We start from the raw sequence: 21,374 nt of genomic DNA, 5'->3' as shown, positions 1-21,374 counted from the left end.
AAGCGATGAAGACTATATATAATGTAAAGGCGTTGTGTGTGGTAGCTTTGCTGGGTTCGGCTGCTGCTGCGAGTGCGCAAGAGGATGTTACGAAAGAAAAGAACCTGAACCGAGAGATGACGCTTGAACGGGAGTATGATCCTTCCGTGCAGGACGCTAGCAAGGTAAATACGCTTCCCGTGGTGAAAGAGCCGGAGGTTCGTAAGATCCCGATCGATTACTCGAATTATACGATCGCCGCCGATCCGCAGAAAGAGATTAGTTTGTTGCCTTCCGGAAATATCATGACGCAGATGGACTACAACAAGCGCCGGGGATATTTTAACTTCGGTGTAGGCACATATCTGAATATAAACGGTGATTTGGGATATCATATCTTGAGTACCGAGAAGGATAAGTTGAATATTTGGTATTCACATCGTTCTACGAATGGAAAGGTGAAATATATTCAGATGGACGATGAGAAGGTGAAGGCGAAGATCAACGATAATCTGGGAGGCATCAATTTCAAGCATGTTTTTGATAAGACGATATTTAGTATTGGTGCGAAGTACGGATATTCGGCGTTTAATTATTATGGACTGCCTATTGCGGATGCTTGGTCTATGATGGCAGAGGGTAGTTTGGATAGAGTGGATCGGGAAACAAACCAAGTAAACCAGACGATAGCTGCTAATATAGGATTTGAGTCGAAGGAAGATGCCCCGTTCGGATATTTGCTGGATTTAGGTTATATAAATTTCTCCCATAAATATGGGTTGAACAAGAATATAGATGGACCGACGGAGCATACTTTAGAGGCGAAGTTTGATTTGAACGCAGGTTTTAATGGGAATATGCGGATTGGCTTGGGTGGATTGGTGGAGTATTTCAACTACAACTTTCCGGAGGCAGCTTCTAATTCGTATGTTTATGAGTTTAAGAATCATGCCGAGGTGATGTTATCACCATATTATAAAGTTGAGGGTGATAATTGGAAAATCAAATTAGGTGCGAATGTGATGTTGGCTACAGGTGATGATGCGGAGTTCATGGCCTCGCCAAATATTGCCGCTGATGTGGAGGTTGCTGATAAAACGGAGCTATATGTAAAGGCTGACGGAAAGCTTTACTCCAACAGCATGTACGATATGTCACAGATCAACCGTTATCTGTATCCAATGAAAGAGTTGGCTCCTTCTCGTAACTGGTTGAATGCTATCTTGGGTATCCGGAGTGGCGTGGCACCGGGATTTTGGTTCGACGTGTTCGCTGGTTATAAGATAACTAGTAGCGATGTGCTTTTCAGTCAAGTGGCCACATCTAAACCTGACTTTTTTTCCAATTTCAGTGAAGCGATACCGGATGTCGATACTAAGCAGCTTTTTGTAGGGGCTAACTTGAAATATAGCTATCAGCAATTGCTGGATATCTCTTTAAAAGGGGTGTATAATAATTGGAAGGCAAATCAAGGGGATGAGAGTGTTGAACTAAGCCATGCTTATGGAAAGCCAGAAATGGAGGTTAACGCAAATGTAACCGTGCGTCCGATCGATAAGTTATCTGTTGCCTTGGATTATTATTTGGCCACCGGACGTTATGCTTTTGTAAAGAATTACTGGGAAGCTGAAAATCACAGTAGCGTGTCTGCGGGAGCTGGCGAATACAAGATGAACAACATCAACGAGCTAAACCTAACAGGTACCTATACCTTCAACGATACCTTTGGTGTTTACGCTAAGTTGAATAATATCCTTTGCCAGAAGTATGAGGTATATTACGGATATCCTTTGCAAAGCTTTAGTGCGATGATTGGCGTTAATATCAATTTCTAACACTTGAAATAGGAAGGATGGGTGACATAAATATCAAACAACTGGAAAGCCTTCGCTGGAGGATGCGGGTGATCGAGACGCTGACCGTGATCGGGACAGCGTGGATCGCCTTGGCGGTTTACCAGAAGAAGGAAGAACTGGTTTATTATTTGGTGGGAGCCGTAGTCCTTCTATTCCTGTTAAAGTATTATACGCAATTCCGTCTGCGAAAAAGACAGTTCGTCTCTAATCTCGTGGAGCAGCGAACGATGGAATTGCGTTTCCAGCGGGATGCGATGCAAGCGGAGTCGGAAAAACTATCCCGTGCCCTTTCTGCCTTGGCGGATGCCCAGGACGAGTTGGTTCGTAAGGAACGTCTGGCATCGATCGGCCAATTAACGAAAGGTCTGGTAGACCGTATCTTGAATCCCTTGAATTATATCAATAACTTCGCTCATTTGTCTGCTGTATTAGCGAAAGATATCAAGCAGAATATCGATGAGGACGAAGAGACCGGTAAACACGATAATTATAATGATACGCAAGAACTGCTGGTTCTTTTGACCAGCAATCTGGATAAGATAGCCAAGCATGGTGATAACACGGTGCGGATCGTAAAAGCGATGGAAGAATTGCTGAAAGATCATTCGGCGAATCGAACTTGCGTGGATATTAATGATTTATGTAAGGTCAATCTGGATATCTTGCGAAAGAATTACGCGAAGGAGATCGAGAAGAATCAAGTAGATCTATCATTCTCCGGGCTTTCCGTACCGTTGACAATCGAGGTGAATATCGATCAGATGGGAAAAGCCTTGTCGCAGATATTGGATAATAGTATATATGCGGTCTTGAAAAAGGCCGGAGAGCCGGGATATCAGCCTTCTGTCTCGTTGGTATTGCGTATTCAAGCGGATAAGCTGCAAGTGGTTATCCGTGATAATGGCGTCGGTATAGAAGAAACGATAAAGACGAAAGTCTTTTCTCCGTTCTTTACCACCAAACCGACCGCGGAAGCGGCAGGAACAGGTCTTTACTTGAGTCGGGAGGTCGTTTTGAACCATAAGGGTACGATCGCTATCGAGTCGGAGAAAGATAAATATACGGAAGTTACGATTACGTTGCCTATTTATAGTTAGGAAAGGAGGTTCATCATGATACAGGATTTACATACCGAGATTGATCGGTTAAAAAGGCGGATTAAACTTTGCGAGCGGGTTACGCTGGGTAGCTTGGTCGGTATTTGTGTATCTGTGAAGTTCGGTCATCAAGAATGGATCGGATTGCTTTTCTTGATTCTGTTTTGCCAGACCTCTAAGTTGGTTTTCAAGCGGAAACTCAAACAAAAAGAGTATTTGGTAAAAGAGGTAGAGGAGCGTACGCAGGAGATCCGTTCGGAGAAAGACGCGATCCAAGAGGAATCCGAGAAATTGGCGGCGGCTTTGAAAGCCTTGGGTGAGGCGCAGGACGAGCTGGTCCGTAAGGAACGGATGGCTACCGTAGGGCAATTGACCCAAGGTTTGGTGGACCGTATCTTGAACCCACTGAATTATATCAATAACTTCGCAAATCTGACATCGGGGTTGGCCAAGGATCTCCGGGAAAATCTGGATAGTCAGAAAGAGCATCTGAAACCGGATGTGTATGACGACTCGGTAGATTTGCTGAATATGATGACCAGTAATTTGGAGAAGATCTCTGAGCATGGTTTCAATACGGTCCGTATCGTTAAGGCGATGGAGGAATTGCTGAAAGACCGAAGAGGTAATCTTACGCTTACCAACATAAACGGATTATGCCGGATCGCCTTGGATAAATTGAAGAAAACGTATGAGCAGGATATTCAAGAGAAGAATATCCGGATTGTTTTCGATAATTTGACGCTGTCTTTGATGATGGAGGTAAACGTGGAGCAGTTCAGTAAGGTTCTGGCCGGGATATTGAAAAATTCCATGTATGCCCTGTTGAAGAAATCGGAGACCGTGACTTTTAGTCCGGAGATATTCCTTGGATTGAAAGTCAATAAGGATATGCTGGAAATAACGATCCGGGATAACGGGTCCGGTATCGACGAGAATATAAAAGATAAGATATTCGCTCCTTTCTTCACGACAAAGACAACGGGGGAAGCGGCCGGCGTAGGGCTTTACCTATGCCGTGAGATCGTGCAAAACCATCGGGGAACCATCGAGGTGGAGAGTAAGAAAGGAGAATATACCCAGTTTCTAATTACGATCCCTGTATATCAACCGAAAACAATTACACCGCCTAAAGAGGAGGAATAGATATGGAAGACCAGAGTAAGGAAATAGAACGGCTACGTTTGCAAGTGAAGAACTTAGAGAAATTATCTTCTTTAGGTATGTTGAGTGCCGGGATCGCGCATGAGATCCAGAATCCGCTCAACTTTGTCATCAATTTCAGTAAGCTGTCCTCTAAGTTAGTGGATGACTTGGAAGATATTTTAGAAGAAGAGAAAGATGTCTTGCCTCCGGAATCTTGGGAGAAGCTGACCGCCTTGCATGAGGAGTTTAGCGAGATCGTTAACGATTTGCATGGTAACTTGAAGAAGATCGAGGAACATGGAAACCGGGCGACAAGTATCATCCGGGGTATCTTGCTTTATTCCAGAGGGAAGGATGACGAGTACATCCCTACGGATATCAAGAATCTGGTGAAGGAATATGTTTGGCTGGCTTATCATTCGATGCGAGCGAACTATAAAGGTTTCAATATTGCGATCCGGGAGCATTACGAGGAGGGGCTTCCGATGCTGAAAGTGATCCCGCAGGATTTGAGCCGTGCGGTATTGAATGTCATGAATAACGCTTGCTATGCGGTCTATAGTAAATCCAAGCTCTCGCCGATCGGGTATGAGCCGGTTATATCCGTGGATCTACGGAAGGAGGGAGATTCTTTAAGATTAAGTATCGAGGATAATGGTATCGGTATGCCGGAGGATATCCGGGAGCAGATATTCTCCGCGTTTTTCACCACGAAACCGGTGGGAGAGGGAACTGGCTTGGGGCTATCTATCACTCGATCCATTATAGAGGAGAAGCATGACGGGAAGATAGAGGTGGAATCGAAAGAAGGTGAGTTTACCCGTTTCATATTCCTTATTCCATTAACGAAATAAACAGAAGAATTATGGCGATCAAGATATTAAGCGTAGACGACGAACAGGATCTGGAAGCGTTGCTAACCCAATATTTCCGTCGGAAGATCCGTAAGGGAGAGTATGAGTTCTCCTTTGCCCATAATGGCTTGGAGGCGTTGAGGATGATGTTGGACCATCCGGACTTTGATATCATATTGAGCGATATCAATATGCCGGAGATGGATGGCTTGACATTGCTGACGAAGATTAACGAGATGCGTAACCCGGCCTTGAAATGTATCATCGTATCGGCTTACGGGGATATGGAGAATATTCGTACCGCCATGAACCATGGTGCTTTCGACTTCGCTACCAAGCCGATCGATATGGAGGATCTGGAACGTACGATCGAGAAGGCGGTCGAGCAGATTTCTTTTATCAAGGAGGCCCAAAAGGAACATCATCAGCTAGAGGAGATCCAATATGACTTGAACGTGGCACGTGAGATACAGCAATCGATTTTGCCGAAGCAGTTCCCTCCGTTCCCGCAATATAAGCAATTCGATCTTTATGCGACCATGAGTGCGGCGAAAGCCGTGGGGGGTGATTTCTATGATTTCTTCTTGGTGGACGATAATCATCTGGGTTTTACGATCGCTGACGTGTCGGATAAGGGGATTCCCGCCGCTATTTTCATGGCGATCAGTCGTACGGTGATCCGTGCTACGGCGCTTAGGCAGCTTTCCCCGGCGGTCTGCATGAAGGAATCGAATGATCTATTGTGCCGTGAGAGTGTCAATGGGATGTTTGTCACTACTTTTTATGCGATCTTGAATATCCATACGGGCGACGTGGTTTATTGCAATGGGGGGCATAATCGTCCGGTTTGGATTCGTAAGAACGATAAGGTATCTCTTTTGCCGATGACTGGTGGGATGGCCTTGGGAGTCGTGCCGGGATTAGCTTATAAAGAACAATCCTTGAAACTGGAGGCGGGAGACAGCTTGTTCCTCTATACGGATGGAATCAGTGAGGCGATGAACCTGCGGAATGAGCAATATGGAGATATCCGTTTGGTAGAGGCTTGTAGCTCCGTAAAGAACCAATCCCCCAAATCTATGATCGAAGGTATATCCGAATCCGTCCAATCATTCGTGAACGGCGCTACGCAGAGCGATGATATTACGATGTTGGCGCTGACTTATAAAGGATAATCATTTGGATAAAGGTAATTTCTTAAAGTTTACTTATATGAAAAAAGCATTTTCTGTATTTTTATCATTTTGCCTGTGTACTATTACCATGCTAGGCTTTACCGCTTGCGGTGATGATGAGCATGAGGATAAGCATGAGCATGGGGCGAAGGACGGATCTAGTTGATGAGTTTGGTCGTATTCGTTGGGACGATCGGGTGAATCTATGGGCCATAGTTTGTTCCAAACCAATCGATTTCGTGGGTAATTACTATGTGGAGGATATGCCGATGGCTTATCAGCAGGAAGGGCTGAATGTTCGTTTCAGTGGAGTGGGCTATTCCTTGGAAGAGGGAAAGATTCCACCTACTATGTTGACAGAGGAATTCTTCTGTCTGCATGACTATACGATTACTCCCATGGAAGATTGAAATCTAAAGAAACATAAATTCATTGTATATCTTGTAGAGACGGGGCACGCCCCGTCTCTACAAATTACGATGGGCATTCTTAGCACCTAACATTGCCCATTATAAGCACTTTATAATGCCCATTGTAAGCCTTTAACGATGCCTATTATGAAGAGCTTACGTTATAGGTTGTAAATGAGCATTATACAAATAAACGCTATATCAATAACAACTAACTTCATAAACGTATAAAGTAGGGCTACTTGTACTTCTGGAATTTATTTGGGTGCGGGTGCTCTGTCTTCTTAATGGTTGTACATATCCTTATTATAAAAGTCCAGCACCTTGATCGCCATATCGTAGGCCGCTTGTGCCGGGCTTTCCGGATTGATCTCTATCGCTTGTAGGTAGCTGTTGAGGGCTAGGCGTACGTTGCCTAGTTTATAATGAGCTTTTCCGAGGAGAAACCAAGCCTCGTCGGATCTCGGTTGCTCCGTGAGGTAAGCGTCCAAGAGCCGGATCGCTTCTTCTAGTTTATTCTCTGAAATAAGTCGCTTTATCTCTTCCATATTTTTGAATAACCTTTTGATTTTGTCTCGCGAAGGTAAATAGAAACGAGTGACTATATATATAATGTATAGGAAAAAACGCTTTTTTAGTGACCGATATACCGCGTACGTTAATTATTTGTGTAAGTTTGCACCCGATTTCTAACCAGCAAAAAATAGATATGCAAAAGAATTTGGTAATAGTGGAGTCACCCGCCAAGGCAAAAACCATCGAGAAGTTCCTCGGAAAGGACTATAAGGTTATGTCTAGCTATGGTCATATCCGCGACTTGAAAACGAAAGATTTCAGTATAGACCTCGAACACAATTATGCCCCGGAATACGTGATTCCCTCTGACAAGAAGAAACTCGTGACCGAATTGAAGAACGAAGCGAAGAAAGCCGAGCAGGTTTGGTTGGCTTCCGATGAGGACCGGGAGGGAGAGGCCATCTCTTGGCATTTATATGAGGTATTAGGATTGAAACCTGAGAATACGAAACGTATCGTTTTTCATGAGATTACCAAGAACGCTATATTACATGCGATCGAGACGCCGAGAGATATCAATATCGATTTGGTGAATGCGCAGCAAGCCCGTCGTATCTTAGACCGTATCGTGGGTTTCGAGCTATCCCCCATTCTTTGGCGTAAGGTGAAGCCGGCTTTATCCGCGGGGCGCGTGCAATCGGTTGCCGTACGTCTGATCGTAGAGCGGGAGCGAGAGATCAACGAGTTTGTCTCGGAGGCCGCTTACCGTGTGATCGCCAGCTTTATCTTGCCGGATGGTACGACAATCCTCAAGGCAGAGCTGAACCGTCGTTTGAAAGATAAGGAAGAGGTGGAGGCATTCCTTGAATCTTGCAAGGACGCTTCTTTCACGATCGATGATATCTCGAAAAAGCCGGTGCGCAAGACACCAGCCCCTCCTTTTACGACATCTACCTTGCAGCAGGAGGCCGCCCGTAAGTTGGGTTATTCGGTCTCGCAGACCATGATGATCGCCCAACGCCTGTATGAGTCCGGATTGATCACGTATATGCGTACTGACTCCGTGAACTTAAGTGATTTGGCTTTGGGGACGGCAAAAGAAGCTATCTTGGATACCTACGGTGAGAAATATTATAAATTCCGTCAATATCATACCAAGAGCAAGGGAGCGCAAGAAGCGCACGAGGCGATTCGTCCGACCTATATCAGCAATGATGAGATAAGCGGGACCGCTCAGGAAAAGAGATTATACGAATTGATCCGCAAACGTACGATCGCTTGCCAGATGGCGGACGCCGAGTTGGAGCGTACGACGATCTCCGTAGGCATCGGCGGCAAGAAAGAGAAGTTCGTGGCTACCGGTGAGGTCATTACTTTCGACGGTTTCCTTCAGGTGTACCGCGAGAGTTTTGATGACGAGAATGAGAAGGAACAGGAAAACGGCCTTCTTCCTCCGGTTACCTTGAACGAGGTATTGAGTATGAAGGACATCGTCGCTACCGAACGTTTCACGCAACGTCCTCCCCGCTATACGGAAGCAAGTTTGGTTCGCCGTTTGGAGGAATTGGGAATCGGTCGTCCTTCTACCTATGCGCCTACGATCCAGACGATCCAGAATCGGGAGTATGTCGTGAAAGGGGATAAGGAAGGAACGGAGCGTACTTATAATATCATAACCTTGGCTCAGCATACGATCAAGGAAGTCCAAAAGACGGAGATCGTAGGAGCGGACCGGAATAAGTTGATGCCAACCGATATCGGTACGGTCGTGAATGATTTCTTGATGGAGTATTTCCCGGGTGTTATGGATTATAACTTCACGGCGAGCGTGGAGAAGGAATTCGATGCCGTAGCGGAAGGCGAGATGGTATGGACGGACGCGATCGATAAATTCTATAAACTATTCCATCCGATCGTGGAAGAGGCAGCCTCTGTCCGTACGGAGCATAAAGTGGGTGAGCGTGAATTGGGTATCGATCCGAAGAGCGGCAAACCTGTTTTCGTGAAGATCGGTCGTTATGGCCCAGTCGTACAGATCGGGCAGGCGCACCCAGAGGATAAAGAGGCTCCTAAACCTCAATTCGCTACCTTGATGAAGGGGCAGTCTATCGAGACGATTACTTTGGAAGAAGCCTTGAAATTGTTTGATCTACCCCGTACGATCGGTGAATATGAAGGTAAGGTCATGGTTGCCGCTGTCGGACGTTTTGGCCCATTTATCCGTCATGACGGAAAGTTCGTATCCATACCGAAGGGCTTGAATCCTTTGTCGATAACAGCCGAGGAAGCTATCGAGTTGATCGAGGCAAAAAAACAAAAAGATGAGCAACGATTTATCAAGAAGTTCGATGAGGATCCGGAAATGGAAATCTTGAATGGTCGCTTCGGCCCTTATATCTCTTATAAGAAAAAGAATTACAGAATTCCTAAGACGATAGAGAAACCAGAGAACTTGACCTTGGAGGAATGCCAGAAGATAATCGCCGAGGCGGGAGAAAAACCTGCTGCGACGAAGAAACGTACGACACGGAAAAAGGCTTGATTATAGCTCTAAAAATTCATAGTTATGATTTACTAAACTCATAACTATGAATTTTTCAAAACATAACTATGATTTTTTTAGACATCGATGCCCGTAAATTCTTTTAACGCATATCCGATCAAGAAGCTTAATGCGGCCACGCTAAAACTAAGTACTGCCATCTCGGTAAAACGCTTCCGGAAACTCTCGCTTCTCGCTATGGAATAATAATAGTTGAAAAGGGCGATGATGCTTAACGCTATGATGAGCATAAGCCCTAAAGCCATTAATACGTTCGATATAAAGATAAATGGAGCGACCAAGGCGACTACCGTAAAGATATAAGCTATTCCCGTATAGATCGATGCCTTAACAGGATGTTTCCCGTTTTCATTTCCATTCTCGGACTTGGTAGATAGATATTCGGAGGAAGCCATGGATAATGCGGCGGCTATTCCAGTGATGCTTCCGGTCAACGCTATTAATCTAGAGTCGCTCAAGGCAAGGGTAAAGCCAGCTAAAGCACCTGTAAATTCTACTAAAGCGTCATTTAGCCCCAGTACGACAGAACCCATATATTCCAACCGTTCCTCATTGATCAAGGCGATCAACCTCTGCTCATGCTCATCCTCGTCACGTGCGATTTGTTGCAAATCCGGATACTCATCATAAGAGGCGTAATCATTCTTGGCGCTTTCCTCGCTACCTTCCATTAGCTTAATGGCGAAAGTAATCCCCAAGATACGTGCCAACCAGTAGTATTTGGTGACGCGTAATTTATTCGGGGAGATCTCTTGCCCCGTATACTTTTTCAGGATCGTATAATGTCCTTTCTCGTCATTCGCTATCTGTAGTAATACTTCCTTGTTGCTTGGATCTTTCTCGATAGCGGCGAGTTGCGTATAGAGAAGGCTCTCCGTGATTTCATTTTGTTGAAATCGAAGGAGAGCCTTTCTTGTTTTCTCGTTTATGTTCATCTTCTATCGTTACATTCTTTCCGGGACCTCGATGCCTAATAAATCCATACCGGATTTCACGATCTTAGCTACATTGGCGGATAAGACTAAACGGAAGTTCTTCAATTCCGGATTCTCTTCGCGAAGGATGGAGAAATCGTGATAGAATTGATTGTATTCCTTTACCAGATCATAAATATAGTTGGCGACACAGGCCGGGCTGTATAGCTTACCTGCCTCTTTCACGATCTCTGCATAATCGGCGATCATTTGGATCAGGTTCTCTTCTTTCTCGGAAATGGCGAAAGTAAGCGGTAACTGCTCCGGTAATGCGATGCCCTGTTCCGCTGCTTTGCGCAATACGGAACGGATACGGGCGTAGGTATATTGGATGAATGGTCCCGTATTTCCGTTGAAGTCGATAGACTCTTTCGGATTGAACGTCATATTCTTGCGAGGGTCTACCTTTAATATGAAATATTTCAAGGAGCCAAGACCTACGATACGGGCGATATTCTCAGCCTCTTCCGGAGTCATCTCGTCCAATTTCCCTAATTCTTGGGAAATCTCGCGTGCGGTACTGATCATCTCGGCCATCAAATCATCGGCGTCTACGACCGTTCCCTCACGGCTCTTCATCTTACCTTCCGGTAGCTCTACCATTCCGTAGGAGAAGTGGACCAATCCCTTGCCAAACTCGAAGCCTAACTTATCCAATAAGATCGATAATACTTGGAAGTGATAATTCTGCTCGTTCCCTACCACATAGATCATCTTATTGATCGGGTAATCATCGAAGCGCAGCTTGGCGGTACCGATATCCTGCGTCATATAGACGGAAGTTCCATCCGCACGAAGCAATAATTTCTCATCCAGCCCGTCTTTCGTCAAATCAGCCCATACGGAGCCGTCTTCACGGCGATAGAAAATCCCTTTCTCTAGGCCTTCCATCACCTTGCCTTTTCCTTCCAGATAGGTTTGAGACTCGTAATAAATCTTATCGAAATCTACGCCCATCATCTTATAGGTCTCGTTGAACCCGGCGTATACCCAATTATTCATCATTTCCCAAAGCGCACGCACCTCTTTGTCTCCGGCTTCCCATTTACGAAGCATCTCACGGGCTTCCGCCATCAAGGTGGATTGAGCCTCGGCTTCTTCCTTGGTAAGGCCTTTCGCTTCTAACGCATGGGTTTCCTCTTTTAATTTGTTGCTGAATAATACGTAAAAGTCACCGATCAGATGGTCACCCTTCTTTCCGGTAGACTCTGGGGTAGCTCCATTTCCCCATTTCTGCCAAGCCAACATGGATTTACAGATATGGATACCACGATCGTTTACGATATTCGTCTTTACGATCTGGTTACCGTTCGCTTTCATGATCTTCGATAAGCTGTATCCTAATAAGTTATTGCGGACATGGCCCAAGTGAAGCGGTTTATTTGTATTGGGAGAGGAATATTCGATCATAACCAAAGGCGATTGCTCGGTAACCGGAATGATACCGTAAGCGGGCTGCTCATTGATCGAGTTTAGTAAATCGATCCAGCAAGAGCAAGCGACCGTCAGGTTAAGGAATCCTTTGATTACATTGAATTCAGCTACCGCTGGCTCGTTTCTCAACAAGTACTCACCGATTTCCTGAGCGGTCTGCTCCGGAGATTTCTTCGACATGCGAAGGAATGGGAATACGACTAGGGTCAAGTGCCCCTTGAATTCTTTTTTCGTTTTTTGTAACTGCACTTGGCTAGCGGTGACATCCGCTCCGTACAGCTCTTTGATGCCGGCTATGATAGCCCCGGTAATCTGTTGTTCGATAACCATATTCGTCTAACTATAATTCGGATTTTATTTGTACGCGAAGGTACACAAAAAAAGGATACAATTTGCATCGTATCCTTCTTCTATAGAGAATAATGGTGTTTCTTATTTGATTAGCTCGTTCAATTCAGCACCAGCCTTGAACTTCACGGCCTTGCGAGCTGCGATTTCAATGGTTTCTTTAGTTTTCGGGTTAACACCTTTACGAGCGGCCTTCTCTGACACAGAGAATGAACCGAAGCCAAGTAGAGCGACTTTACCGCCTTCTTTTAATTCGTTAGAAACTGTGTCAACAAAAGCTTCTACTGCCTTTTTAGCATCCACTTTGCTGAGACCTGATTTTTCAGCGACTGCACTAATAAATTCTGATTTGTTCATGATGGTTTGACTGTTAATATATTAAACAAAACTATGATAACCGATAGACGGCTCCAAATGTAGTTTTATTTTGAAATATCACAAAAGAAAAACCTACTTTTTTTACCGATTTACATATGTTTTAGTATTATTATGGGCAAAAACGGCTAAAATATATTTACCTTTGCCGCTAAATTAACGTAGTATATGATGAATCAGACAAATTCGGGGTTCTTGAATAGTATCCCGCCGGTAACGAAAAATCTTATCATTATAAACTTGCTATTTTGGGTAGCCAGCCTTGCACTGCCGAAAGTCGGCGTCGATTTAGTGGATTTATTAGGGCTTCACGTCCCGGGTGCTACCGACTTCAAGGCTTATCAGATCGTTTCTTATATGTTCATGCACGATACCCATTCGTTTGCGCATGTGTTTTTTAATATGTTCGCCGTTTATATGTTCGGCCGGGTATTGGAGAACGTATGGGGCCCCAAACGTTTCTTGATTTTTTACTTCGTGACGGGTATAGGCGCCGGTTTGGTACAAGAGGTGGTATGGTTCTTTAATTTGCGGGATGTGATCTTCGCTAGCCAAGACATGATAAACTTGAATGGAGCCCAGATTATCAGCAAAAGCGAGTTCTTGAATTATTTCGTGACCATTGGCGCTTCGGGTGCCGTATTCGGAATCTTGTTGGCATTCGCGATGATCTTCCCGAATGTTCCTTTGTACTTGATGTTCATACCGATCCCGATTAAAGCCAAATATTTCGTAATATTTTATGGTCTTGCCGAACTATTTATGGGTGTGGCTAGTTTTGGTGGCGATACGGTAGCGCATTTCGCTCATTTGGGGGGTATGTTATTCGGTTATTTCCTAATTCGTTATTGGAAAAAGAAAGATGCAGACAATGGACGGTATTTTTACTAATTTGAAGCGTATGTTTCAGTCGGGTAATATCCTGTCGAAACTGATATATATAAATGTAGGCTTGTTTATCTTGATACGTTTGGCCAGCGTATTGTTTATGCTCTTTAATGTGCAAGGGGTACCTTTTTTGCAGTATTTGCAGTTACCGGCTTCTCCGGAACTTTTGCTCTTCCGTCCGTGGACGTTGTTTACTTATATGTTCACTCATTTTGACTTCTTGCATATCTTGTTCAATATGCTTTGGTTGTATTGGTTCGGGGGATTGTTCTTGAATTTCTTCAGTGAGCGGCAGTTGGGAGGCTTGTATATATTGGGAGGTCTTGCCGGTGCGGTATTGTTTGTCCTTGCTTATAATATTTTCCCTTATTTCCAGAACGTGGCTTCTTTTAGCTATTTGATGGGGGCTTCGGCATCTGTTATGGCGATCGTTTTCGCCGTGTCGTTTTACCGGAAGGATTTGGAGATTAATTTATTCTTGATCGGAAGGATCAAATTAATTTATTTGGCTATCTTTACGCTGGTGATCGATTTGTTGGCGATGACTTCTGATAATGCGGGAGGACATATCGCCCATATCGGCGGGGCTTTGTTTGGTATGTGGTTCGCTTCCCGTATTCGTAATGGAAAGGACTTGACCGCTCCGATGAATCGGTTGATCGACTGGTTCGTGAATTTGGGCAAACGGAAACCGAAGATGCGTGTGACTTATAAACGTAACGAGACGGATTATGAGTATAACGCACGCAAACATCAGGAGTCGGTGGATCTAGATACTATACTGGATAAATTGAAACGTTCCGGTTATGAGAGCCTTTCCGCTGAAGAGAAAAAGCGACTTTTCGACGCCAGTAAGAAATAACAGATACTTATGAAAACTCTACGGATTTTTCTTCAATTCTTATTCGTCGTAGCGAATGTGGTGGCTGTCGTATTGTTGATAGTCTCGGCTTATTCGGATCGGGTGTCTCCTGAGACGAGTATGACGTTATCTTATCTGGGATTAGCCTTTCCTGTCTTATGTGTAGTCAATCTTTGCTTTATTATCTATTGGCTGTTCTTATGGGAATGGAAGTTCTTATTGATCGGCATATTCTCCTTCTTGTTATGTTGGGGTCCCGTGAAACGCTATTTTCCGTTTCACTCGCATAAGGATGTTCCTCGGGAAGAGGTACTGAAGGTGCTGACTTATAATGTGATGGCTTTTGGGTACAAGAATCATACGAAGATAGCTCCGAACAAGATTATCCAATATATCGCTAACTCGGACGCAGATATTGTTTGTTTGCAGGAATATGCCACGGCTAAATCAGAGAAGAGCCTTACTGCCTCTAAGATCTATGATGCGTTGAGCATGTATCCTTATCGTTCCGTATTTTATCAAAGCTCCACGAAATTCCAGAGTTTCGGCATCGCTGTGTTCTCCAAATATCCGCTGTCGAATTCCCGGATGGTGAAATACGATTCGGATTATAACGGCTCTTCCGTACATGAAGTGAACATCAAGGGAAAGAAGTTGACCTTGATTAATAACCATTTGGAATCGTTTAAACTGACGATGGAGGATCGGACCCGTTATTCATCCCTTATAAAGAGCTTTAGCTCGGATGGGTTGGACGATTTGAAAGGAGCGTTCGAGCAAAAGCTAGGACCTGCTTTCCGGATTCGGGCTAAGCAAGCGGAAGCGGTATCAGAAGAGATTAAGAACGCTAAAGGAGATTATGTCTTGGTATGCGGTGACTTTAATGATACGCCTATTTCTTATGCGCACCGTACGATCCAAGGGGATTTGACGGATGCCTTTGCCGAGTCTGGCCGGGGAATGGGTATTACCTATAATCAAAATTTCTTCTGGTTCCGTATCGATAATATCCTGCATTCCCCGAACATGACCTCTATGAATTGTTCCGTGGATAAGGTCGCTTATTCAGACCACTACCCGTTATGGTGTTATCTGAAACTTGAATAAAAGGGTTTCATCACTCGGATTCTGCGTTCTGCGCAGCGTCAAATACGTCGGCGAACAAGTTCTCGACAAAGAAGAAGGTAGCGTTACAGAATAGCTTAGGATCTTTGATCAGCGCTATCGTATTGCTATCCCCATTATTGGCGATCACATCTTCCGCTTTATAGGTCTTGTACTTTTTATCGTTTAGCGGATCGTATTGATATACGATATCGCTCGCCTCGATCGTGTATCGGTTGTCGAAGCAGGTGATACGCATTTTATATTTAATGATAGTCTTGTCTGTATCATTCAACAATAATTCAACCTTAGAGCTTACGAAGATGGTCCCTTTGTTCTTGTTCGAGTTTACGTTGGATAAGAAGACATCTTTTCCATAAGATTTCTTAGCCCATGCGTTAATAGCGTTGAATATTTCTAGTTTAGAGGTATTCTCGATCTCTACATCATCACTATAGCATACCTTCCCGTTTTTCATGGGGGCGCATTCGTCTACCTCGCCTTTATGCCCCTGCGCCATGACTAGCACAGGGAACATCATATATATTAATAATAGAATCTTTTTCATAAATGCAACTCTCTTTTTCGTTATTTGATCCATACATTCGTAATCTCGCCGATTAACATCGTTTGCTGTCCTTCGGAGGTCTCGCCTTGTTTACGGCACTCGATAATAATCCATGGCGCATCGGCAGATGTGCCGGGGTTGGAGAAGGATAATCGATATACGTCGTTATTGCCAATCGCTTTATAAGCAGGACTATCTTTGGATATGGAGATTGTACTGATCGTTTTACCGAACATATTGCCTATGCCTTTCCATTCAACGTTTGCGTCGGTCGTATTTCCTTTTACGGCTTTGATCTGTAAAGCGTTGTCCGGTAACATTTGGAGGATCGTGCTAGGTATTTTGTCCGCTTGGAACGCTACGAAACCTTCCATCGGTGCCACAGGTCGTGTTTCCCGTTGCGGAGCGGATACTGGTTCTACCGGTGCAGCTGTCAGCAACTGTGCGCCTAATGCGTTGGCTGCGCTATCGAACGTCTTATCCGCGAAGTCAATCGTGGCCTTACGGAACTTACCGCTGATACGGTTCAATTTCGTCTTGCTCTTATTCAAGGCATACTCGTCCGTGATCCATTCCTCGGCTAGGTATTTCTCCGGCTCGTTCTGGTAAGACACGTTATATTCATATCGGATGCCCGCAAGTTGCAGGGTACAAGCATGTTCCTTGCATTCAATGATAATACGGTATTTCATCATCGCCCGATCGAGGGATAAGGCTGTGCTGGAGAATACTATATATTCTTCCCCGATAATGGCGATCTCGCCTTTTGCCTCATTTTGATAAGCTACTCTACTTTCCTTTGTGTTAAAATTTTCTTGTCCCCATTTTAATAGTTGTTGGTAGATTTGTGCCTTGCTTAAAGAGGGGGCATTAATCTCTCGGGTAAAAACGACTTTACCGTCTGCAACCGGAACGGCCCCTGCCAGATAGTGTTGATCCTCTTGCGCGAATAGCAGGGCGGGGATAAATAACAGAGCGAATAATAACTGTTTCATGGTATATTTTCCTTATTATTTTAGCCCCAAAGATATACATTTGCGTTTGAAATAAACTATGAGCGTGACAAATAATTATACTAATTGCTCTTTATCAAAGAAAAAAAGTCTATATTTGCACCCTGTGAAAAAACGAATATAAATAATGTAATAACATAAACCTAAGATTCAGATGCAAAACAAAGGATTTGTAAAGGTCTTCGCGGTGTTACTTACGCTTGTCTGTTTGTTCTATTTGTCGTTCTCGTTCGTGACGCAACATTACAACAGTAAAGCCGCTGAGTATGCGGGTGGAGATCCTGCGAAAGAGAGTGCTTATTTAGACTCACTATCTACTCAGAAGGTATGGTTAGGCTATACGCTTAAGCAATGCCGTGAAATGGAAATTAGTTTAGGTCTTGACTTAAAGGGCGGTATGAACGTTGTCCTTGAGTTGAACGTGGCGGATGTAATCCGTTCGTTGTCTAACAACAACCAAGACGAGAATTTCAACAAGGCGTTGGATTTAGCTTACGCGCATCAAGCGACTAGCCAAAAAGATTTCATCGACCTTTTCGCTGAGGAGTATAAGAAGTTGGATAGCGGCGCACGTCTTTCCGCTATTTTCAGTACATTCGAGTTAAAAGATAAAATCACGCCCCAGAGTTCAGACGCTCAGGTTGTTTCTGTTTTGAAACAAGAGTTGCAGAGTGCGATTGATAACTCATTCAACGTACTGCGTACTCGTATCGACCGTTTCGGTGTGGTTTCTCCGAACATCCAACGTTTGGAGACAGCGGGTCGTATCTTGGTTGAGTTGCCGGGTGTGAAAGAACCGGAACGTGTTCGTAAGTTGCTTCAAGGTAGCGCTAACTTGGAATTCTGGGAAACTTATAAGTTACCGGAAATCTATCAACAATTGGTTGCCGCTGATAATGTATTGGCTACTATCCTAAGTAAGGAGGCTTCCGCTGATTCTGTAGCTACCGATAATGTTAAGAAAATCGCTGATGCCGCTGATGCGAATGTAAGTGAGGCCGATTCTTTGTTGGCTGAGCTTGGTCAAGATAAAAAAGATACGGAAGCTAATCAAAGCATGGAAGAGTTCGCTAAGCAACATCCATTATTTGCTTTATTGCAGATTAGCCAGTACAACGGTCAGTTGTCTCCGGGTTCGACGGTAGGTATCGCTCAAGCAAAAGATATGGAGAAGATCAGCGAATACCTGAACATGAAACAAGTGAAAGAGGTATTGCCTCGTAACTTGGCTTTAAAATGGGGTGTAAAGGCGATCGATGATAAAGAGCAGTTCTTTGAGTTATATGCCTTGAAGGTAACGAACCGTGACGGAAGTCCCGCTTTAGGTGGTGACGTAGTAACAGATGCTAACGCTGACTTTATGCAACAAGCCGGTCGTTCAGAGCAAATGGTTAACATGGTTATGAATGCCGAAGGCTCTAAGGCTTGGGCTCGTTTGACGAAAGAGAATATCGGTCGCCAGATCGCTATCGTTTTGGATGAGATGGTTTATTCCGCTCCGAACGTAAACGATGAGATCACGGGAGGTCGTTCACAAATCACCGGTCACTTTACACCGGAAGAGGCGAAGGACTTAGCGAACGTATTGAAATCGGGTAAGATGGCTGCTTCCGTACATATCGTTCAAGAAGACGTCGTTGGTCCGTCATTAGGACAAGAGGCTATCAATGCCGGTGTGATCTCTTTCGTGTTGGCATTGGTGCTGTTGATGATCTATATGTGCGCATTCTATGGATTGGTACCGGGATTGATCGCCGATGGTGCTTTGGTATTGAACATTTTCTTCACGATGGGTATCCTTGCTTCTTTCCAAGCGGTTCTTACCTTGCCGGGTATTGCCGGTATGGTGTTGACGCTAGGTATGGCAGTCGATGCGAACGTATTGATCTATGAGCGTACGAAAGAGGAACTTCGCGCCGGTAAGTCTTTAGGAAAGGCGATCGCCGACGGTTACAGCAATGCGTTCTCCGCTATCTTCGACTCAAACTTGACATCTATCATTACCGGTATCGTATTGTTCTATTTCGGTACGGGTCCTATCCGTGGTTTCGCTACGACGATGATCATCGGTTTGTTCGCTTCCTTCCTTACAGCCGTGTTCTTGACTCGTATCGTTTATGAGGCATTGTTAGCGAAAGATAAATTGAAGAACGTGACATTCACGACTTCTCTGACGAAAGACTTGCTGACAAACCCGAAGATCAATTTCTTGGGTGCTCGCAAAGTCGGTTATTTGATTCCGGCCGCTATTATCGTATTGGGTGCTATTTCTATGATGACGATCGGTTTGAATAACGGTATCGATTTCACGGGTGGACGTAACTACGTGATTCGTTTTAATCAAGAGGTGAAGACAGACGATGTTCGTAATATGCTGGATGCCCAGTTAGACGGTTCTGTTAGTGTTATCCAGATCGGTACAGCGGATCAAGTGCGTGTATCTACCAACTATAAGATCGAAGACAATGATCCTACGGTAGATCAAGAGATCGAGAATAAATTGTTTGAGGGCGTGAAGTCCTTACTTCCGGAAGGAACTACATTAGATGAGTTCACGACTACTTTCATACAGAGTTCGCAGAAGGTGGGTCCTAGCATGGCAGACGATATCAAGAATAGCGCTATCTTAGCGGTAATCTTCGCCATGATCTGTATGGCCGCTTATATCCTGCTTCGTTTCCGTGATGTGTCATTCTCTGTTGGTGCGTTCGCCTCTGTTGCTACGACTACATTGTGTATCATTTCTTTCTATACTTTGTTATGGAAGGTTCTTCCGTTCTCAATGGAGGTAGACCAGACGTTTATCGCAGCTATCTTGACGATTATCGGTTACTCTATCAATGATACCGTGGTTGTATTCGACCGTATCCGTGAGACGATCGCTTTGTATCCGAAGCGTGATCGTTATCAAGTGATCAATGATGCGTTGAACTCTACCTTGTGTCGTACATTTAATACATCATTGACTACGTTGGTGGTTGTATTGTGTATCTTCATCTTGGGCGGTAGCACGATCCGAAGCTTTACGTTCGCTATCTTATTAGGTATCATTATCGGTACATACTCTACTTTGTTCATCGCTACTCCGATCGCTTACGAGTTGCAGAAGAAGAAGATCAATAAGAAAGCTGCTGCTGAGAAAGCAGGAAAATAATATATTTCTTTAAGGATTTTATGAAGATCCTCTATCTTTCCCGTGCCAACGGAGAGATAGAGGATTTTTTTATGTATTAATTCTTAAGGAGATAAAGTATGAATGAGAATGATTTTGTGGTGGGTGTACTTACGTATATCACCTGCCTGCGTGAGAAAAAGCGTTATTCCACGGCGAAGAGTTATCAAGATGCGTTGAGGTCGTTTAAATGTTTTTGTGGCCGGGAAGAGATTCCTTATGCGTATATTAATCGGGATACACTTTTGCGTTATCAATCTTGGCTGTTGGCCAAGGGATGTGCTCGTAACACGGTATCTACTTATATGCGCCGGATTCGTCACATCTATAATTTAGCGGTAGAGGTGGGTGAGGCTGCCTATATTCCTCATTTGTTTAAGAATGTGTTTACGGGGGTTGAGAGTAAACGTAAAAAGGCGTTGCCTTCGGAAAGCTTACGCTTGCTGATGACAAGCCCGGTGACAGATCCGCAACAGAAGAGGACCCAATCAGCCTTTTGCCTGATGTTTTTGTTTTGCGGGATGGCTTTCGTAGATTTGGCGCATTTGCGAAAGGAGGATATCAAGGAAGGGATCTTGTCTTATTATCGGCAGAAAAGCGGATCCCTTATACAGGTGGAGATTCCAGCGGAGGCACAAGGGCTGCTGAATGAGTTGGCAGCCGATACAACCGAGGATTCGCCCTATCTGTTTCCATTTTTAGAGGGAATGAAGACCGGTGAGGATGCCTACAAGGAATATAATACCGTATTAGGAGGTTTTAACCGCAGATTGAAAATACTGTCGGAATCCATTGGCATTCATACTCGGGTTACCTCATACACGATTCGTCACTCTTTCGCCACGACCTTGAAGGAGCAAAACGTACCGATTGAGATGATCAGTGAACTGTTAGGGCATAAATCTATCAAGACTACGCAAATATACTTGAAGAGTTTCTCTTTAGAAAAGCTCTCAACCGTAAACAAACTTTGTTTCGAGAGTGTGTATAATTATGCGCCGAAAGTAGGGTGAAGAAAAGTACGCTACTTGGCGAGTAGC

The 21,374-nt window shown here is 44.3% G+C and carries 18 protein-coding genes; 12 read left to right on the top strand and 6 right to left on the bottom strand.

What is annotated here, in order from left to right; translation table 11 throughout:
* Positions 1–5 precede the first annotated feature (5 nt).
* From DWX84_RS10880 to DWX84_RS10855, 6 genes are all read left to right on the top strand, one after another.
* Positions 6–1,814 carry a TonB-dependent receptor gene (locus tag DWX84_RS10880; protein WP_121960640.1) on the top strand — a complete coding sequence of 603 codons (1,809 nt, stop codon included), beginning with the start codon at positions 6–8 and terminating at the stop codon, positions 1,812–1,814.
* A gap of 17 nt (positions 1,815–1,831) precedes the next feature.
* Complete coding sequence (locus DWX84_RS10875; protein ID WP_057326177.1) at positions 1,832–2,932, top strand: sensor histidine kinase; 1,101 nt, start codon at positions 1,832–1,834, stop codon at positions 2,930–2,932.
* 15 nt (positions 2,933–2,947) lie between these two features.
* Positions 2,948–4,078, top strand: a complete 1,131-nt coding sequence (locus DWX84_RS10870; protein ID WP_048927188.1) for a sensor histidine kinase — start codon at positions 2,948–2,950, stop codon at positions 4,076–4,078.
* 2 nt (positions 4,079–4,080) lie between these two features.
* Complete coding sequence (locus DWX84_RS10865; RefSeq protein ID WP_005867658.1) at positions 4,081–4,932, top strand: sensor histidine kinase; 852 nt, start codon at positions 4,081–4,083, stop codon at positions 4,930–4,932.
* A gap of 11 nt (positions 4,933–4,943) precedes the next feature.
* Positions 4,944–6,107, top strand: coding sequence for a PP2C family protein-serine/threonine phosphatase (locus DWX84_RS10860; RefSeq protein WP_005859268.1), 1,164 nt, complete (start codon positions 4,944–4,946; stop codon positions 6,105–6,107).
* A gap of 113 nt (positions 6,108–6,220) precedes the next feature.
* Positions 6,221–6,517 (top strand): hypothetical protein, encoded by a 297-nt coding sequence (locus DWX84_RS10855; RefSeq protein WP_229040593.1) that lies wholly within the window; start codon positions 6,221–6,223, stop codon positions 6,515–6,517.
* A gap of 284 nt (positions 6,518–6,801) precedes the next feature.
* Here DWX84_RS10855 and DWX84_RS10850 read toward each other — a convergent pair whose 3' ends face one another.
* Positions 6,802–7,065: a tetratricopeptide repeat protein gene (locus DWX84_RS10850; protein ID WP_005859264.1), complete on the bottom strand. Its 264-nt coding sequence runs from the start codon at positions 7,063–7,065 to the stop codon at positions 6,802–6,804.
* A 161-nt stretch (positions 7,066–7,226) separates the two neighbouring features.
* Between DWX84_RS10850 and topA the strand changes: the two genes are divergently transcribed.
* The gene (topA, locus tag DWX84_RS10845) at positions 7,227–9,575 is read left to right on the top strand and encodes a type I DNA topoisomerase (RefSeq protein ID WP_008772731.1); all 2,349 of its coding nucleotides are present in this window, start codon (positions 7,227–7,229) and stop codon (positions 9,573–9,575) included.
* A 77-nt stretch (positions 9,576–9,652) separates the two neighbouring features.
* Here the strand turns inward: topA and DWX84_RS10840 are convergent, their stop codons facing one another.
* The 3 genes from DWX84_RS10840 to DWX84_RS10830 all read right to left on the bottom strand — a co-directional run bounded on the left by DWX84_RS10840 (position 9,653) and on the right by DWX84_RS10830 (position 12,709).
* Positions 9,653–10,531: a VIT1/CCC1 transporter family protein gene (locus DWX84_RS10840; protein ID WP_005867660.1), complete on the bottom strand. Its 879-nt coding sequence runs from the start codon at positions 10,529–10,531 to the stop codon at positions 9,653–9,655.
* Between the two features lie 9 nt (positions 10,532–10,540).
* Positions 10,541–12,334, bottom strand: a complete 1,794-nt coding sequence (argS, locus tag DWX84_RS10835) for an arginine--tRNA ligase (RefSeq protein WP_005867661.1) — start codon at positions 12,332–12,334, stop codon at positions 10,541–10,543.
* 102 nt (positions 12,335–12,436) lie between these two features.
* Positions 12,437–12,709: an HU family DNA-binding protein gene (locus DWX84_RS10830; protein ID WP_005859256.1), complete on the bottom strand. Its 273-nt coding sequence runs from the start codon at positions 12,707–12,709 to the stop codon at positions 12,437–12,439.
* 186 nt (positions 12,710–12,895) lie between these two features.
* Between DWX84_RS10830 and DWX84_RS10825 the strand changes: the two genes are divergently transcribed.
* From DWX84_RS10825 to DWX84_RS10815, 3 genes are read left to right on the top strand one after another with little or no spacing between them, the layout of a single operon-like run.
* Positions 12,896–13,618: a rhomboid family intramembrane serine protease gene (locus DWX84_RS10825; RefSeq protein WP_005867662.1), complete on the top strand. Its 723-nt coding sequence runs from the start codon at positions 12,896–12,898 to the stop codon at positions 13,616–13,618.
* The gene (locus DWX84_RS10820) at positions 13,599–14,477 is read left to right on the top strand and encodes a rhomboid family intramembrane serine protease (RefSeq protein WP_008777894.1); all 879 of its coding nucleotides are present in this window, start codon (positions 13,599–13,601) and stop codon (positions 14,475–14,477) included. The genes DWX84_RS10825 and DWX84_RS10820 overlap by 20 nt, the downstream gene beginning before the upstream one ends.
* A gap of 9 nt (positions 14,478–14,486) precedes the next feature.
* The gene (locus tag DWX84_RS10815; protein ID WP_008779258.1) at positions 14,487–15,584 is read left to right on the top strand and encodes an endonuclease/exonuclease/phosphatase family protein; all 1,098 of its coding nucleotides are present in this window, start codon (positions 14,487–14,489) and stop codon (positions 15,582–15,584) included.
* A gap of 10 nt (positions 15,585–15,594) precedes the next feature.
* Here the strand turns inward: DWX84_RS10815 and DWX84_RS10810 are convergent, their stop codons facing one another.
* Complete coding sequence (locus tag DWX84_RS10810; protein ID WP_005859247.1) at positions 15,595–16,149, bottom strand: DUF4468 domain-containing protein; 555 nt, start codon at positions 16,147–16,149, stop codon at positions 15,595–15,597.
* Between the two features lie 20 nt (positions 16,150–16,169).
* Positions 16,170–17,144, bottom strand: a complete 975-nt coding sequence (locus tag DWX84_RS10805) for a DUF4468 domain-containing protein (RefSeq protein WP_122377511.1) — start codon at positions 17,142–17,144, stop codon at positions 16,170–16,172.
* Between the two features lie 172 nt (positions 17,145–17,316).
* Here DWX84_RS10805 and secDF point away from each other — a divergent pair, with 172 nt between their 5' ends.
* Both secDF and DWX84_RS10795 read left to right on the top strand, forming a co-directional pair.
* Positions 17,317–20,316, top strand: coding sequence for a protein translocase subunit SecDF (gene secDF / locus DWX84_RS10800; RefSeq protein WP_122377510.1), 3,000 nt, complete (start codon positions 17,317–17,319; stop codon positions 20,314–20,316).
* A 98-nt stretch (positions 20,317–20,414) separates the two neighbouring features.
* On the top strand, positions 20,415–21,347 hold the full coding sequence (locus DWX84_RS10795; protein ID WP_008772726.1) for a site-specific integrase: 933 nt from the start codon (positions 20,415–20,417) through the stop codon (positions 21,345–21,347).
* The last annotated feature ends 27 nt before the right edge of the window (positions 21,348–21,374 follow it).

It is taken from the genome of Parabacteroides sp. AF21-43, assembly GCF_003635435.1.
Lineage (GTDB): Bacteria > Bacteroidota > Bacteroidia > Bacteroidales > Tannerellaceae > Parabacteroides > Parabacteroides distasonis.
Note: the sequence above shows the minus strand (reverse complement) of the source record. Positions and strands in the feature narration are given on the sequence as shown.

Bases quoted from the DNA above. Each gene is read 5' to 3' on its own strand.
- DWX84_RS10880 (WP_121960640.1), top strand. From the start codon at position 6: ATGAAGACTATATATAATGTAAAGGCGTTGTGTGTGGTAGCTTTGCTG.
- DWX84_RS10815 (WP_008779258.1), top strand. From the start codon at position 14,487: ATGAAAACTCTACGGATTTTTCTTCAATTCTTATTCGTCGTAGCGAAT.
- topA (WP_008772731.1), top strand. From the start codon at position 7,227: ATGCAAAAGAATTTGGTAATAGTGGAGTCACCCGCCAAGGCAAAAACC.
- DWX84_RS10795 (WP_008772726.1), top strand. From the start codon at position 20,415: ATGAATGAGAATGATTTTGTGGTGGGTGTACTTACGTATATCACCTGC.
- secDF (WP_122377510.1), top strand. From the start codon at position 17,317: ATGCAAAACAAAGGATTTGTAAAGGTCTTCGCGGTGTTACTTACGCTT.
- DWX84_RS10850 (WP_005859264.1), bottom strand. From the start codon at position 7,065: ATGGAAGAGATAAAGCGACTTATTTCAGAGAATAAACTAGAAGAAGCG.
- DWX84_RS10820 (WP_008777894.1), top strand. From the start codon at position 13,599: ATGGACGGTATTTTTACTAATTTGAAGCGTATGTTTCAGTCGGGTAAT.
- argS (WP_005867661.1), bottom strand. From the start codon at position 12,334: ATGGTTATCGAACAACAGATTACCGGGGCTATCATAGCCGGCATCAAA.
- DWX84_RS10875 (WP_057326177.1), top strand. From the start codon at position 1,832: ATGGGTGACATAAATATCAAACAACTGGAAAGCCTTCGCTGGAGGATG.
- DWX84_RS10865 (WP_005867658.1), top strand. From the start codon at position 4,081: ATGGAAGACCAGAGTAAGGAAATAGAACGGCTACGTTTGCAAGTGAAG.
- DWX84_RS10825 (WP_005867662.1), top strand. From the start codon at position 12,896: ATGATGAATCAGACAAATTCGGGGTTCTTGAATAGTATCCCGCCGGTA.
- DWX84_RS10805 (WP_122377511.1), bottom strand. From the start codon at position 17,144: ATGAAACAGTTATTATTCGCTCTGTTATTTATCCCCGCCCTGCTATTC.
- DWX84_RS10860 (WP_005859268.1), top strand. From the start codon at position 4,944: ATGGCGATCAAGATATTAAGCGTAGACGACGAACAGGATCTGGAAGCG.
- DWX84_RS10840 (WP_005867660.1), bottom strand. From the start codon at position 10,531: ATGAACATAAACGAGAAAACAAGAAAGGCTCTCCTTCGATTTCAACAA.
- DWX84_RS10855 (WP_229040593.1), top strand. From the start codon at position 6,221: ATGATGAGCATGAGGATAAGCATGAGCATGGGGCGAAGGACGGATCTA.
- DWX84_RS10870 (WP_048927188.1), top strand. From the start codon at position 2,948: ATGATACAGGATTTACATACCGAGATTGATCGGTTAAAAAGGCGGATT.
- DWX84_RS10810 (WP_005859247.1), bottom strand. From the start codon at position 16,149: ATGAAAAAGATTCTATTATTAATATATATGATGTTCCCTGTGCTAGTC.
- DWX84_RS10830 (WP_005859256.1), bottom strand. From the start codon at position 12,709: ATGAACAAATCAGAATTTATTAGTGCAGTCGCTGAAAAATCAGGTCTC.